At 67.8% G+C, this 13,672-nt stretch carries 13 protein-coding genes and 1 pseudogene; 9 read left to right on the plus strand and 5 right to left on the minus strand.

From position 1 onward, the window contains the following. Positions 1-634: 634 nt before the first annotated feature. Positions 635-997: an AfsR/SARP family transcriptional regulator gene (locus ACLJOU_RS39630; RefSeq protein WP_410574410.1), complete on the minus strand. Its 363-nt coding sequence runs from the start codon at positions 995-997 to the stop codon at positions 635-637. 238 nt (positions 998-1,235) lie between these two features. Between ACLJOU_RS39630 and ACLJOU_RS39635 the strand changes: the two genes are divergently transcribed. From ACLJOU_RS39635 to ACLJOU_RS39665, 7 genes and pseudogenes are all read left to right on the plus strand, one after another. Next, on the plus strand, positions 1,236-1,742 hold the full coding sequence (locus ACLJOU_RS39635) for an effector-associated constant component EACC1 (protein WP_410574412.1): 507 nt from the start codon (positions 1,236-1,238) through the stop codon (positions 1,740-1,742). A 602-nt stretch (positions 1,743-2,344) separates the two neighbouring features. Continuing rightward, a pseudogene (locus tag ACLJOU_RS39640) lies at positions 2,345-2,926 on the plus strand (ATP-binding protein); the annotation flags it as partial. Positions 2,927-2,963: 37 nt separating this feature from the next. Next, a complete protein-coding gene (locus ACLJOU_RS39645) occupies positions 2,964-3,953 on the plus strand; it encodes a hypothetical protein (RefSeq protein ID WP_410574413.1) in 990 nt (329 codons plus the stop codon). Positions 3,954-3,989: 36 nt separating this feature from the next. After that, positions 3,990-4,343 carry a WD40 repeat domain-containing protein gene (locus ACLJOU_RS39650; RefSeq protein WP_410574414.1) on the plus strand — a complete coding sequence of 118 codons (354 nt, stop codon included), beginning with the start codon at positions 3,990-3,992 and terminating at the stop codon, positions 4,341-4,343. A gap of 413 nt (positions 4,344-4,756) precedes the next feature. Beyond that, positions 4,757-5,146 carry a hypothetical protein gene (locus tag ACLJOU_RS39655; RefSeq protein ID WP_410574415.1) on the plus strand — a complete coding sequence of 130 codons (390 nt, stop codon included), beginning with the start codon at positions 4,757-4,759 and terminating at the stop codon, positions 5,144-5,146. A gap of 222 nt (positions 5,147-5,368) precedes the next feature. Further along, complete coding sequence (locus ACLJOU_RS39660) at positions 5,369-6,196, plus strand: hypothetical protein (protein WP_410574416.1); 828 nt, start codon at positions 5,369-5,371, stop codon at positions 6,194-6,196. After that, positions 6,193-7,413: a hypothetical protein gene (locus tag ACLJOU_RS39665; protein ID WP_410574417.1), complete on the plus strand. Its 1,221-nt coding sequence runs from the start codon at positions 6,193-6,195 to the stop codon at positions 7,411-7,413. Before ACLJOU_RS39660 ends, ACLJOU_RS39665 begins: the two co-directional genes overlap by 4 nt. 770 nt (positions 7,414-8,183) lie before the next feature. Here ACLJOU_RS39665 and ACLJOU_RS39670 read toward each other — a convergent pair. Together ACLJOU_RS39670 and ACLJOU_RS39675 are read right to left on the minus strand one after the other, a co-directional pair. Beyond that, entirely contained in the window at positions 8,184-8,696 is a 513-nt protein-coding gene (locus ACLJOU_RS39670; RefSeq protein WP_410574418.1) for a hypothetical protein, read from the minus strand. 132 nt (positions 8,697-8,828) lie between these two features. After that, positions 8,829-10,247, minus strand: coding sequence for a hypothetical protein (locus ACLJOU_RS39675; protein WP_410574419.1), 1,419 nt, complete (start codon positions 10,245-10,247; stop codon positions 8,829-8,831). Between ACLJOU_RS39675 and ACLJOU_RS39680 the strand changes: the two genes are divergently transcribed. Both ACLJOU_RS39680 and ACLJOU_RS39685 read left to right on the plus strand, forming a co-directional pair. Continuing rightward, a complete protein-coding gene (locus ACLJOU_RS39680; protein WP_410574420.1) occupies positions 10,236-10,862 on the plus strand; it encodes a Pvc16 family protein in 627 nt (208 codons plus the stop codon). The two genes, ACLJOU_RS39675 and ACLJOU_RS39680, sit on opposite strands and share 12 nt — an antisense overlap. A gap of 3 nt (positions 10,863-10,865) precedes the next feature. Beyond that, a complete protein-coding gene (locus ACLJOU_RS39685; RefSeq protein WP_410574421.1) occupies positions 10,866-11,261 on the plus strand; it encodes a PAAR domain-containing protein in 396 nt (131 codons plus the stop codon). Between the two features lie 9 nt (positions 11,262-11,270). Here ACLJOU_RS39685 and ACLJOU_RS39690 read toward each other — a convergent pair whose 3' ends face one another. Continuing rightward, positions 11,271-11,804 carry a phage tail protein gene (locus tag ACLJOU_RS39690; protein ID WP_410574422.1) on the minus strand — a complete coding sequence of 178 codons (534 nt, stop codon included), beginning with the start codon at positions 11,802-11,804 and terminating at the stop codon, positions 11,271-11,273. After that, positions 11,801-13,657, minus strand: a complete 1,857-nt coding sequence (locus ACLJOU_RS39695) for an NADase-type glycan-binding domain-containing protein (RefSeq protein ID WP_410574423.1) — start codon at positions 13,655-13,657, stop codon at positions 11,801-11,803. The genes ACLJOU_RS39690 and ACLJOU_RS39695 overlap by 4 nt, the downstream gene beginning before the upstream one ends. Positions 13,658-13,672 lie beyond the last annotated feature (15 nt).

Raw genomic sequence — 13,672 nt, forward strand, 5'->3', positions numbered from 1 at the left:
GGCGAAGTCGCGGTGATTGCCCTGAGCGCGTTGCGCTGGTGCGCGCCAGGACTGAATTCCACGGATGTGGACGAGCACTGGATCGTGCTGCTCGAAGCGGCCGAGGTGTCCACCGGCATCTCGCTCGGCGAACTTGGCATCTTCACGCCCTACGTGACCGCGCGGCGGCAACACCGAAGAACTCGAACTGTCGCGACGCGAGGCGGTGCACGCCACACGCTGGAGGTGGTGTTCGAGCACGCCGTCGTGACCACCGGAAGAAGCCGGATCCGCGCGGAGCGGGTGCTGATTCGAACGAACGTGGCGCGGTCGCCCGCCAGGTCACTGAGCTGTTCGCCAAGGCTGTCGAGCAGCTCGGCTGCAAGGCAGCGCCGGTGCGGCTCGGCGGGCTGTACGCGTTGGAGCGTCTTGCTCGGACCGAAGCTGGACCCGTGTCCGACTGTGATCAACATATTCTGCGCCTACCTCAGGATGCCGTACGACCAAGGCGCCCAAAGATTTCCGTCTCCAGAGCCAGAGGGGCGAACTCGGAAAACAACATCCGGGAGAAGACCTCGTGCGCCCGGAGGAGAATCGGGTCCGACTCTCCGCGTAGCCCATTCTTGTGATCACTTCCCACCTGAGGCATTGCCGATCAGCCGGCCTCGTGGGGGCCTTCGCGCTCGACCTCGCCGGCGCGACGCTGCTCGAATGCGATCTCCATGTTCGCCAACCATGCGATGTTCCATCGCCCGGCGTGCCGGACCGGCTCGCGAAACCGATGCAGGTCGACCACAGCCTCGTCGATAGAGACCAGGTAGCCGCCCGACTCGCGGATGATGTCGGCGCCCGCAACAGACGCCAGGGCCCTGCGTAACCGGTGTAGGTAGCTGTAAATCTGATTGGCCTCGACCAGGAGGATGGCCAGTACCGACCGTTGCCGCAGCGGTCCCAGATCGATCACGCGGCCGTCAATGCGAGCCTCGATGTTCCCGAGCAAGCAAAACTCAGCCGTCATCATCTCATCCCTCATCGCGCGATCGGCGAACAATCGTTCGCTAATCGACAAACCGGACCCGGTTACACATTTACCGCATGCGGCCTCACGACGGCAGTGCTCCCCGGCGATTTGCCGTGCTCACCAGGGGTCTCAAGGTGGATTCCAGATCGGCATCCCAGTTCGGAGGGCACGATAGCCCGTGAATCACCCCGTCCAATCGGCGATTCCGGCACGGGCAAGGGGAGGACGAGGCGTTGTGAATCTGGCCATCGAGGTCGAGGACGGGCACGGGCGCACGGATGAGGTGCGCTCGCTGCGGCAATGGATGGTCGAGGACGACGAGCTGCGGGGCCGGGTCCAGTTCATGGCGGCGCCACCTGATCCGGGCACGCTCGGCGGAGGCGCGGAAACGCTCATGATCGCGCTGGGACCCGGCGGGGTCGCCACGGCACTGGCCAGTGTGCTGATCATGTGGATTCGACGACGCACCGGCACCGTGACCGTGAAGATCACCAAACCGGACGGCGTGAAGTACGAACTGAGCACCGACACCATGCGCCTCTGTCCGCGGACGATCTCAAGGAGATCACCGCCCAGCTGGCCCGCGACCTCGAAGCCACGCAGTGACAGCCCACCCACCCCGCTCCACCGCGCTGAGCTCGCCGGGAACCCGCGCGCTGGTGGTGGGCAACGCCTCGCACGTACCGGGCTCGGCCTTGTCCGACGTGCCCGCTGTCGCCGACACGGTGCGCGACCTGGCTGAGGCGCTGGTCGAGCGGTGCGGGCTCGATCCGGGCAACTTCTGCGGCGGCGGGCCCTTGATCGACCCGGCGAACCCCGCAGAGCTGGGCGATGCCCTCACCGCCGCCGCGGAGCAGGTCTCTGACCTTCTGCTCGTCTACTACGTGGGCCACGGGTTGGTCAGCTCGGGCAACGAGCTCTACCTGGCCACGTACGCAACCGAGGATCCGGTGCGGGGCCTGGGTACTCGGGCCCCGTCGTTTCGAATGCTGCGTGACGCGCTGACCGACTGCCGTGCGCAGTCGGTCGTGGTGGTGCTGGACTGCTGTTTCGCCCGCCGGACGGACGGCACGCCGGACCCGCTGGCCAACGTGTTCGAGCTGGCTTCGTTCGGCGGCTCCTACCTGCTGCTGTCCTCATCCCGGGACGAGCGGTCACTGGCCCCCGGCCGGGCAGCGGCACACCACGTTCACCGGGGAGCTGTTGCGGCTGTTGCGCGAGGGCGACCCGGCCGGTCCGCCGACGTTCACCGTCGAGCACGTCTACGAGCACCTGCGCCGCGCCCTGCCCGGACAGGGCGCACCGGCGCCGCGCCGGCGGCTCAGCGGCGACGCGGGCCGGCTCGTGCTGGCCCCCAACCCCGCCGCGCGAACCGGGAAAACCGCCAAGCGCGAGCCCACCGCGGCCGGCCCGGCCGACACGCCGCGCCCGTGCCGGGGACTGGAACCGTTCACGGAACGGGACGCCCGGTTCTTCTTCGGCCGCGAACGCCTGGTGGCCGAACTGCTGGCCGCGGTCGCGGCGCAGGCCGGCGAAGGCGGCGCCGTCGCCGTGGTGGGCCCCTCCGGCGCGGGCAAGTCGTCGCTGCTGCAAGCCGGCCTGCTCGCCGCGGTCCGGCGCGGCGAAATACACGTGCGCGGCCCACGAGCCTGGTGGACGTTGTACCTCACACCGGGGCGAGAACCGTTGCGCCGGCTGGCCGAGCGGGTGGCGATCGCCGCCGGGACCACGACCGGCGTGCTGGCCGCGAAGCTGCTCGCCGATCCGGCTCGGCTGGCCACATCGCTCGAAACGGCGCTCCGCCGCCAAGCAGCGGGCGAAGACCCTTCCGAACGGCGGCTGCTCCTCGTGGTGGACCAGTTCGAGGAACTGTTCACCACCCGTTCCGACGAAGACGAGCGGCGCGCGTTCGTCCGGTCGCTGGCCGCCGCGAGCACCCACGGACGGCGCGCCGTCGCCCGCCGTGGTGGTCCTCGGCCTGCGCGCGGACTTCTACGCCCGCTGCATGGAATACCGCGAACTGGTGGCCACGCTCCGGGAGCGCCAGCTGCTGATGGAGACGATGGGCTCGGACGAGATCCGCGACGCGATCGAGAAACCGGCCGCCGAAGCCGGACTCGTCATCGAGGACAACCTGGCCGAGCTGCTGCTCCGGGAGACCGGGATCGACCGCGGGACATTTTCCGTCGGCACCCTGCCGCTGCTGTCCTTCGCTCTGGAACGCACCTGGGCGTACCGGGAAGAAAAGACCCTCACCATCTCCGGGTACCAGGTCGACGGCGGAGTCTGGAAAGCCGTCACCAAGGTGGCCGAGGAGGTGTACGAAGAAATGCGCGGCCGGCCAGGCGGAGACAAGGCGGTGCGCACGCTGCTGTTGCGCATGGTGCGCGTCGGTGAAGGCACCGAAGACACCCGCCGCCGAGCGGACGTGACCGCCCTGCTGTCCGGAAGCGCGAACCCGGCCGAGCAATTCGCGCTCGCCGCGTTCGCCGAGGTCCGCTTGATCACCGTGGAGGACGGCAGCGCCCAGATCGCGCACGAAGCCCTGATCCGGGAGTGGCCCCGGTTGCGGCAATGGATCGACGAGGACCGCAGCGGCCTGCTGACGCACCAGCAGCTCACCGAGGCCACCGCCGAATGGCACCGCACCGGCCGGCACACCAGCTTGCTCCACCGCGGCCCACGACTGACCGTGGCCCGCCAATGGTTCTCCACACCGGAGCGTGAAGCCGCCCTCACCCCGGGGGAACGCGAGTTCCTCACCGCCAGCGTCCGTGCGGACCGCCACCGACTCTGGGGGCGCGTCGCCGTCCTGCTCGTCGTGGCCCTGGCCGGCGGCGCGGTGGCGATCTGGCAGTACCGCACCGCGTCCGAGAGCGCGGCACAGATCGCGTCCCGGCAGATCGCGCTACGCGCCGACGCCCTGCGCGACGGCGACCCGGCCACCGCGTAACAACTGAGCCTTGCCGCCTACCGCATCGCGCCCACGTTGGAGGCACGCACCAGCCAGCTGGCCTCGTACACCACGCGCTTCCCGACCGTCCTGCCCGCTCACCGAGGGAGGGTGCTCAACCTTGCCTACACGCCGGACGGCCGCACCCTGGCCAGCTCCGGCACCGACAAGGCGATCCGGTTGTGGGACGTACGAGATCCCCACCACTCCCTCGTGCGGGCCGAGCTGTCCGTCGATGCCACTGCGGCCGTCGCCGTCGGTTCGGACGGCCGGCTGCCGGCCGCGCAGACCCAGTACTCGCTCTACCTGTGGGACATCACCGATCCCGGCCATCCCGTAACCCGGGCCCGGCTGGACAGCCCGTCGACACTGCCGCCAGGATCGTCGTGAGTCCGAACGGGCGGACGGTGGCGACCAGCGGCGCGTCGGGCGCGGTCCGGCTGTGGGACATCACCGACCCGGCATGTCCCACGACGGCGACTACGCTGCATTCGGGCGCCGACCAGGTGAACGCGTTGGCGTTCACTCCGACGGCCGCACGCTCGTCACCGGCAGCGCGGCCACCGGAGCGGGGCACGGCACCGCCACCGTTCGTGTGTGGGATCTCGCCGACCCCCACCGTCCCGCCCTGCTGTCCACCCGCTCGGCAGACTCGGCGCTGAGCCTGGCGTTCAGCCCGCGCGGCAATTTGCTCGTCGCTGCCGGTGCGCTCAACTCAGTGGCTGTGTGGGACACCACGAACGCACGGAATCCCACCGCCTGGACTGTCGAAAGCATTCAGCGCCGAGGGCAACTACAACTCATTGGCCTTCGCCCCGGACGGACACACCACCTTCCTCGCCGCCAAGTCGACCGGGACCATCGACCAGTGGGAGATCACCGACAGCACGGTCAGGGTTCACGACGTCCTGCCGAACACCCCTGCCGTCTACGCCGTCGCGATCGTCCCTGCCGGACTGGTGGCCAGCGGCGCCGAGGACGGCGCCGTCAGGTTGTGGACCACACCCGCGCCGGCGCCGCTGCCCGGACGCTTGGCCGACCGCCGTTTCGCCAACGTCGTCAGCACGGCATCCACGTCGGTCGTCTCCGGACGGGGTGAGTCGCCGCGATTCACCGCGCACCTCGGGCACCTACGTCTCCTCGGCCACCGACGGCCGGAGCCCGCTCGCGGTTCCGCCCGCGGCACCCGATGAGGGGTGCTCCACGACGGTGCCGGGCGAGTGGTCTGACCCGGCCGCCTCGTCGAGCCCGGCAACGGGCTGCGGAAATCATCAGTGAACACGGTCGGTGCCCCATCGAACCCTGCACTTCAGTTTGCCCATTGAGGAACTGCGGACAGCATAACTGAAGGATAGCATCGCGGGGGAAGCCTGCGCGTCACGTCCAGGCGTGACGACCAGAATGGGAGTTCTGCAATGAGCGTCGATACTTGGTCTGAACTCTTCCGCAAAGTCATATCAGACGAAGAACGATTTAAAGCTCTTCGCGAAAAGGATTTCGCGCAGAATCCTGGACAGTTGCTCGAAATATTCGTTCAAGTGGGGTACCGGTATCTACTCGAACAGGGAACGTATCCTACGTTCCGGCAAGTCGGCCAGCTGGTGGAGGACTACCTGCGTGCCGAGGTGTACATAGAACTGGGCGGCAGCCTGGTCGGGTTCCTGGACGAGCTCGACGCTGCGACAGAGAGTCTGCAAGAGTACATCGAGCTACGCATGAGGGCCGACCAGGCAAGCGCAGGAACCGGCGGCACCGCGCCAGACCGGCCGCAACCCAGCTGGAACGACCTTGCTTCGTACCTCGAGGCCAACGGGCCACGCTGGGACGGCAGGGAGGATTCGTGGTCGAACTTCACGGCGCAGCACAGCGCGGCGCATGGGGAGTTCGCAGCCTTGTTGCAGCAACTCATAGCTGCCACGCTGGATTATCGCGTTGGCCTCTTCGGGCGCTATAGGCTGCTCAAGCAGGAGCCGCCGAAATCGGCGCGAGAACGGCCGCGGAACCCCCAAAAGCCCATCGCGCGGCCCGCCGGGGTGGACGAATCGCGCGACACAGCTCTCGCGGTGTACGCCGCCTGCGCCGAGAACAACCTTGAGAAACATCTCGAGTTGAAGGACATCGGCTCCGGAGAGAAGTTCCTTGAAAAGATCCTCGGCGTTGACTACGCGGAGTTCCAAGCGGAGCTGGACAGAATCCAGGAGCTGCTCGTGGAGCTGACAAGTGGAACGGAGGCCAACTCATGAGTAGTCCAGCAGGAGAAAACGACAAGAAAATTTTCGAGATGAAGGGTGGCGAGAGTGCTCCGACAATCAAGAAAAGGTCTCAGCGAAGGCCTGGGGGCAAGGAACTCACCAATGTCGTCATCGAGCCGGCGTCTGAGATCAGGATCGAAGACGTGCGCAGCAAGGCAAGGAATCCGGCGTTCAGCAAGACCAGGGCTGCCGAGAATCGCGGACACCACGTTGTCGAGAATCGCGGACTCGACGTAGAGTCACTCGACTTCTTTGAAGTGGATATCAAGGAATATAAGCTCGAAAAATTAAAGCCACTTGCCGAAGATGCGGTCAGAACTCTCAATGCCGATGAAAACATAACATTCGATTATCAGGAAGTCGCGCGAAACGCCATCGCAAACGCGCAGGATCGCTGGAAACTCGACAGCACGGAAACGCGGATCGCGTTGTGCCTGCTCTACATGGACATGGTTTTGTACTCGAAGGAGCTGCGAAGGGAGTCCTGGAATGCGGACGTCAACCTGGCGAAACACGCCGACATAGAACCGCGTGTCGGGCAGCGTGAACCTGAAACCAACGCCAAATACCGGATCGTGGGTGGCGTCCTCATTGCGCTGCAGGGTTTCTTCTTGAGCTACGGTCAATTCGTGGCGGCGATCGGCTGGGCGACCAACGCGGAACGGTTGGATGACTTGTACAACGTGTACTACGGCGGTGGGTCGGCCAACGGCACCAGCTTCACCGATATTGCGCCGCAGCCGACAGACGACGGCACCATCGCCCGGACCCAGGGTCTCGCGGGGCAAAACTACTTGGCGGCCGCCGCGCAGCTGGTCGCGGTTGTCGGGGGCCTGGCGATGGCTATCGAAGGAACGGTCCGGTATTGCCAACGCGTGCCTGCCCTCGAGCGGAAGCAAGGCGAGTACATCCAGGCGCAGGCGCCCACGATGGCGAAGGTGAAAGTGCTCGACGACCAACTGATCGAACTGGCGAAGATCGTCCAGGAAAGGCGAAGCGAGTATGGCAGCACAATTGATCCCGCCAAGGTCAAAGAACTCGAGGGCAGGATCGCGCTGCTCGAGGCGAAGCACGAGGTCCTCAGCGAATGGCTCAAGCAGTTTCAGGCTGAAGGGGTGAAGCTCGGCCGAGCGCTCAAGAAAGACCTGAAAGCGGCGGCGGGTGGCCTCCTCGAGCAATCCGACGATGACGACGTCACGAGCGTCTGATGAGCGTGATCGGCCGCTTCGAGACCCGACGCCCTCAGCGCCGGCCGGGTCGCTGACGACACACCGCCTTGACTGGCGCGCACCGGCCAGTATGGCGACCTCTTCGCGCCGCAGTCCCTTGAACGGGTGGTTGCCGCCGCCACGGGTTCCCCCTGGCCCGCCCCGGCAGGCCACACCCGCGGCGACTTGCTGAGCGCCGCCGGCGGCCAGCGACATGCTGAAAATGTGGTCGCCGGGGCGGACGTGGCGCCGCAGCAAGGCGAACCCGTCGTCGAGCATTGCCGAGACATCGTGCGCGCTGTGATACGCCCTCCGCCAGTTCGCGTCTCCGGGACGACGAAGCCGCCCAAGTGCGGACTGGTAGTCCGCTGCGAATCGGGTGGCGCGGCGACGACGTCCTGGCGGGTTGCGCTGATGCCCGGCGCCGCGCGTCTTTCCCGGCGATCCGGCCGCGGCCGTCTCCGCCGTCCAGCGGGACAGCTCGGGCTTCGGGACCGCCACCAGCACCAGCGGGACGACGATGAACGCAGCGAGGTGGTGCCACCCCCATCAGGAAAAGGTTCGCCTTGTCGTCGGCCGGCAGGCCGAGCAGGAGAGCATCGCGTATGTCGTCGTGCTCGGCGAATATCCTGATGGCCGTCCGGAATTGCCGAGCATCCTCGCAGGCCAGGGTCAACTGAACCGGGGCGGTCCCGGCTGCGTGCGGCCCGCCGGGGGAGTGGCCGCCGATACCCGGTGCGATCTCCTCGTCATCGTGTGGTCGAGGCGGATCATGGCGATCGCGGTACGTCGAGATTGTCCATGCGACAGCGGTCGATCCCGATCATCAGCTCGCGTCGTACGGTGAGCCAGCTGTGGACCACGGTATTGCCGCTGATCGCCCTGCCGGTCCCGCGCAAGGTGGCAATCCACCGCGTCGTCCACGCCGATCCGGCGGCGATGAACAACTCGGCCGTCTGGCACAGGCTCTCCCGCTCGCGAGGGTTCGCCCGCAGATCCGCGAAACCGGGCAGCACATCCAGCAAGGTTCGGGAAAGGCCGGCGATCGAGTCGATCACGCTGTGTGGATCCGGATGCCGCTGGTCGTGGGCGACCGATTCCCCGGCTGTGCCGGTCGCGGTGGCTTCCGCGGCGAACACGAGGATCTCGGCGTTGATTTCGTCGACAACCGCGTGCAGCAGCGCGTGCCCCTGCAGACCGCTCGCCGCGATCGTGTCGAGGAGCCGGCTCAGGGGACTGGGCAGTCCGTCAGGACTGTCCTCAACCGGATCGAGGGGCAGCACAGTTCCCACCGCTTCGCCGCCGAGGGTCGTCGCCGGCCGCCCCCTTGGCGGAATCCATGTCCCGGACCACGTGGAATACATCGGCCGCCTTTCGCGGTGACGTTGTGAACCTGCCGCTCGTGGTCCGGAATGTCATGGCAGGACCTTCGCTGAGAATGACGCGGACGGTGTGCAGCGTGCGGAACCGCCACCGGGGGTGACACAGTTCACCGCGACGACAACCGGCTCGCCGGCGTTCACCTGAAGGGTGTTGGTGAACGAGTACGGGGTGTCGGTCAGGTCGGCGAGCCCGATTTCGAGCAGCACCTTGTCCCCGATCGCGATCCGCATGAACCCCTTGTCGCCCCGCGGGTTCTGCAGGAACATGTCGCTGATCTGCATTTTCTTGTTGTTCGGTGCGGTGTAGGTGAACCGGCGGTACGACCCGTCGGTCGTCGGATCGGCGAAGGTCGCGATGCGGAAGTCCAGCGGAGTGGGCTGCGGGACCGATGTCGTCGCCGTTGCCGCCTGTGCCGAGCTGAGGTCGGCATGGGCCTTGTCCGCCGCGCCCCCGGCCTGCGCGGCCGCCGAGCTGGCCGCTGCTGCGGCCTTGCTGGCCTCGTCGACCTTTCCCTCCACCTGTTGCGACGCGATCGTCCGGATGTTCGGTGCGACCACCGCGAACCACAAGGCGGTCAACGCCAGCGCCAGCACCGTCAACAGGATCAACGCCGGCATGACCCAGGACGGCATGAGACGGTCCTGGACCATGGTGCCCTTGACCACGAGTTCAGGGGCCGGTTCCCAGTCCTGCGGCTCCTCGTTGACCCGGAATTCGAAGCCATGGGTACGCGGATCACCTCGCAGGAACCGATCGAACGGCTTGACCCGGACCTTCAGCAGTGCCACCGTTCCCGGCTGAAGCGTGAAGTATTCCCGGTCGAGCCGAATATCGAGTTGATCGTCCTCCGGATCGACGGCCAGCACGTCAACGCGAGCGGGGGCATTGCCGGAGTTCTCGACGGCGAGCTTGTAGGTCGCCTTGCGTCGACCGCGTCGCTTGGCAGGTAACAGTTCCGCGTCGAGGTCGCTGAATGGCTCGACCTCGACGTGCCCTTCCTCCACCGAGGCGCTGTCCGGCTCCTCGCGCGAGCCCACCCGGACCCCGAACGGGTAAGATCCGGCGCGAACGTCCGGGCCTCTCGGCGGGCTGAAGCTCACGGTGACCGTCGCCTCACTCCCAGGCAGCAGGTTCACCGTGGCCGGTTCCACCGTGGCCCAAGGCGCAGCGGGGCCGACCACGTCGATCGAGAGCTGGTCGACGACGCCGCTGACATTGCGCACTTGGATATCGCAGGTGACTTCCTCGCCCGCCGCGACGGACAGCGTGGGATCACCCAGCAGAGTCGAGACATTCATGGTGATACCGTCCGCCACGCAGCTGCCGCTCCGGGAGACGCTTTCGGATAGGCTTTCGCGCACTTCTGGCCGGCCACGCGCTGCGCGGAAGACTGGCCCTCCGTCCTGGCCGGCCCGGCGGCGCGCGAGGATGCTCGATTCGTGCTGCACCACATCGATGCCCTGCTCGGCTCAGTCGTCAGAGGCTGCCTGCCGCGTGAGGTCGGCGTACGGTTCGACGCACCCGCGAAGAACTGGCCCGAGGACCTCGCGCTCCCGGTCGTCGACCTGTTCCCCTACCGCATCGCGGAGGACATCGAGGGCCGGGCGGCGGCCTGGAGCGACGAAATCGACGAACGCGGCCGCATCGTCGCGCGAGTCCTGCCCGCGCGCCGTTACCGCGTGGCCTACCTGCTGACCGTCTGGGCCGACGACACCGTCGAGGAACACCGACTGATCGGCCACGCACTGCGCGGGATCGCCCGGGTCGGCGTCCCGGACCGGCCGGCCGGGGACGTCGACGAGTTCCTCGACCGCGAGTCGCCGATCACTATGGACGTGGCCAACCCCGGCCTGCCCTCCGTCCCGCTCGACGTGTGGACCGCGCTCGGCATCGCGCCGCGGGCTCACCTCGACATCGTGGTGACCGCCACCCTGGCCCGCGAGGTGCTCGCCCCCCTGGCGGCGCCCCCTTCGGAGGTGGCCCTCGGTGCCTCGGCGCGCGGAGTTCCCGTGCCGCCACCGGCTCAGGGTGTCCCCGAGCCGCCCCGCCGCAGGATCAAGGAGTGACCGATGGCCAAACCCGCGGCCAAGATGGGCGACCAGGTCGTCGCGACGGACACCCACATCGTGATGGTGCCCTCGCCGGGCGGTCCGGTGCCGACTCCGATTCAGCTGCCCTTCGCCGGCAAGATCACCGGGCAGTGCAGCACGAACGTGCTGATCGCCGGCAAGGGCGCGGCGGTGGCGGGCTCGACCGCCGTCAACGTCCCGCCACACGTGCCGCCCGGTGGCACCTTCCAGAAACCGCCGGACAACCGCGGGACCGTGCTGGGCGGCAGCCCCACAGTGCTGATCAACGGCAAGCCGGCGGCTCGCGTCGGTGACAAGGTGACGACCTGCAACGACCCGGCTCCCTTGCCGAAGGGCGTCATCGTAGGCGGTGGGACCGTCCTCATCGGCCCGTGACCGCGCGCGTCAACCTCGCACGACGACGTGGTGGGCCACGTGCGCCGGCTTCGCCCACTCGACCAGCTCCCGCACGGCCGACACCTCTTCCGGAGAGAGGTCGGCGGACACCTCGATCACCAGCCGCCGCGGTGGCTGGTGATCGGTGTCGTCCGTCGGTGACTGGGACCACGTGACGCCACCCGCGTCGTGCAGGCGCGCCCGCCCGTCGGTGAGCATGTCGAGCTGCCACTGCAACCCGTACGCGGTCCCACGGACACGGTGGAGCTCGGCGGCGTGGGCCACTGTCGACCGCTGTCGGTCCAGCGGCCAGTTCTCGTCGAGTTCGACGCCCGTCCACGCGGCGAGCAGCTCCAGGAAGTCCGCCGGCGCCGACATGGGGTCGAGGTAGGCGACCAGGCAGTCCAGTGACGCCAGAGCCGGGGCGAGCACGTCGTCGAGCCCGGCGACCCATCGCCGGATGCCTTCGTCCTCCTGGAACACCGCCGGCAGGAACTCGACGATCGGGTGCGGACTGCGCAGCCCGTCAACGGCGCCCCTCATCCGCCCACCCCGAAGAACTCGATCTCGGTGATGTCCACGTCGGTCGCATCCTTGTTCTCATAGGCCGAGAGCACCTGCACCTTGACCGTCTGCGCCGCGAAAGCGTTGCTCAACGTGACCTCTTGCGGCTCCGCGGTGTCCTTCAGCGTGACCGTGTCCGACTTCTCGTTGGAGTAGACGAACAGGACGATGGACGGTCTGTCGTGCCCGGCGAAGTCGTCGTGCGCACCGCTGGTGATGATCACCTTGGCCAAGGCGATCGTCTTGCCGAAGTCCACTGTGACGGCCGGCTGGCGCTGGTTCTTCGCCCACGGCGCCGCCCAGCTGCTGTCCCGGAAACCGTCGAACGCGTCCTTGGCCGGGTGGCCCGGCAACTGGGTGTCCGTGTCACCGATCGACACTGGCCGGACCGGGCTGAGAGTCTCGTTGCTGATCCACCGTGACACCGTTTCCTTGCCGCCGGAGACCTTGGCCACCACGTAGGTGCGCAGTGGGGGGTAGACGGCGACGAGCACGCCGCACAGGAAAACCGCCACCCACAAGTAGCGGCGTACCATCACCAAGGCCTTGCGGTTCGCCCGCCGTCGCCCACCTGCGGCAGTCGCGGTGGGGCGCTTGGCCGCCTTCACGGTGCGTGGTCCGCGGCGCGGCTTCAACCGCTGCCACCAGTGCGGCTTCACCGGCGTGATGTCGGCGAGCGACGTGCCGCAGCGGCTGCAGAACTTCCGGGTGCGGGGGTTGCCTTCGCCGCATTCGCCGCAGACGAGGTCACCTGGGCGGATTTCCCGGGTCGAAGGTACCTTCCGGGCCTTCGACCGTGCCTTGGCCTCCTGCGGAAGGACCTCCTCGACCTCGTCCGGGTCCGATTCAATCGGCGCGAGGAGGTCGATGCCGTGATCACGGGGCGGCCAGTCGTCGTCCTCCGGCTCGAGCGGCGCGGTCACAGGCCGCGGGGCGGGGTCGCTCCAGGACCTCCCATGTTCCAGCAACGCCGCGCCGCGGTCATCGGAGTCGTCGTCCTCGTCGCCCGAAAGCTCGGGATCATCCGGAGAAAGCTTCTCTTCGAGGGAGAACTCGTCGCCGAAGTCCAGCTCACCGAAGTCGTCGTCCTTCTGTTTTCCGCCGATGCCCTCGTCGTCGAAGTCATCGTCAAAGGCGCCGTCCTCGCTGTCCTCCGTCCGCCCGTTCCCGGCCTTCGGACCGAACATGAGATCCTCGTCCTCGTCGAACCCGAGCGTCTTCCCGCCCCCCGGCGACGAACCTGGCGGCGACGAAGGAAGCTTCGGCAGGCCACCGCCGGCACCGGAGAACGACGGTAGATCGTCATCGTCATCGTCATCGTCACCGGGCAGCGGGGGCAGGCCGGGCAGCGGGGGCAGGCCGCCGCCTCCGCCGCCAGGCAGCGGAGGGAGGCCGGGAAGTGGGGGCAGGCCGCCACCGCCGCCCGGAAGGGGCGGCAGGCCGGGCAGGGGAGGTAGACCGGGTGGCTTGGGCCCTCCCGGCAACGGTGGCAAGCCGCCCCCGCCGCCGGGCAGTGGCGGAAGCCCGCCGCCGAAGCCGCCGCCCAGCCCGCCGCCGAAGCCGCCCCCGAAGCCACCGCCTCCCGCTGCCGGAGTTGCCTTGGGGCGGCCCACCTGGACCTTGCCGTTGACGGTGGTCAAGTTCTCCACGACCCGTTCCGTGAACCGCTTCAGGAGGCCAGGGCGCTCCTCGACCGCTGCGGCCTCGAGTTCCGGCTCGCCCGTCTCGACCGGCTGCACCTTTTCCCCGGTCCACTCCAAAAACGCTCCGCAGGAACCGCAGAAACTGTCCTTCTCGCGGTTCCGGGCACCGCACTCACGGCAGACGATCATCGGATTCGCTCCCTG

The sequence above is a fragment of the Amycolatopsis sp. cmx-4-61 genome (assembly GCF_046548775.1).
Classification (GTDB): domain Bacteria; phylum Actinomycetota; class Actinomycetes; order Mycobacteriales; family Pseudonocardiaceae; genus Amycolatopsis.

Coding starts and splice junctions, on each gene's coding strand:
- ACLJOU_RS39660 (WP_410574416.1), top strand. CDS start 5,369: ATGAGCGTCGATACTTGGTCTGAACTCTTCCGCAAAGTCATATCAGAC.
- ACLJOU_RS39690 (WP_410574422.1), bottom strand. CDS start 11,804: ATGAGGGGCGCCGTTGACGGGCTGCGCAGTCCGCACCCGATCGTCGAG.
- ACLJOU_RS39630 (WP_410574410.1), bottom strand. CDS start 997: ATGACGGCTGAGTTTTGCTTGCTCGGGAACATCGAGGCTCGCATTGAC.
- ACLJOU_RS39665 (WP_410574417.1), top strand. CDS start 6,193: ATGAGTAGTCCAGCAGGAGAAAACGACAAGAAAATTTTCGAGATGAAG.
- ACLJOU_RS39695 (WP_410574423.1), bottom strand. CDS start 13,657: ATGATCGTCTGCCGTGAGTGCGGTGCCCGGAACCGCGAGAAGGACAGT.
- ACLJOU_RS39685 (WP_410574421.1), top strand. CDS start 10,866: ATGGCCAAACCCGCGGCCAAGATGGGCGACCAGGTCGTCGCGACGGAC.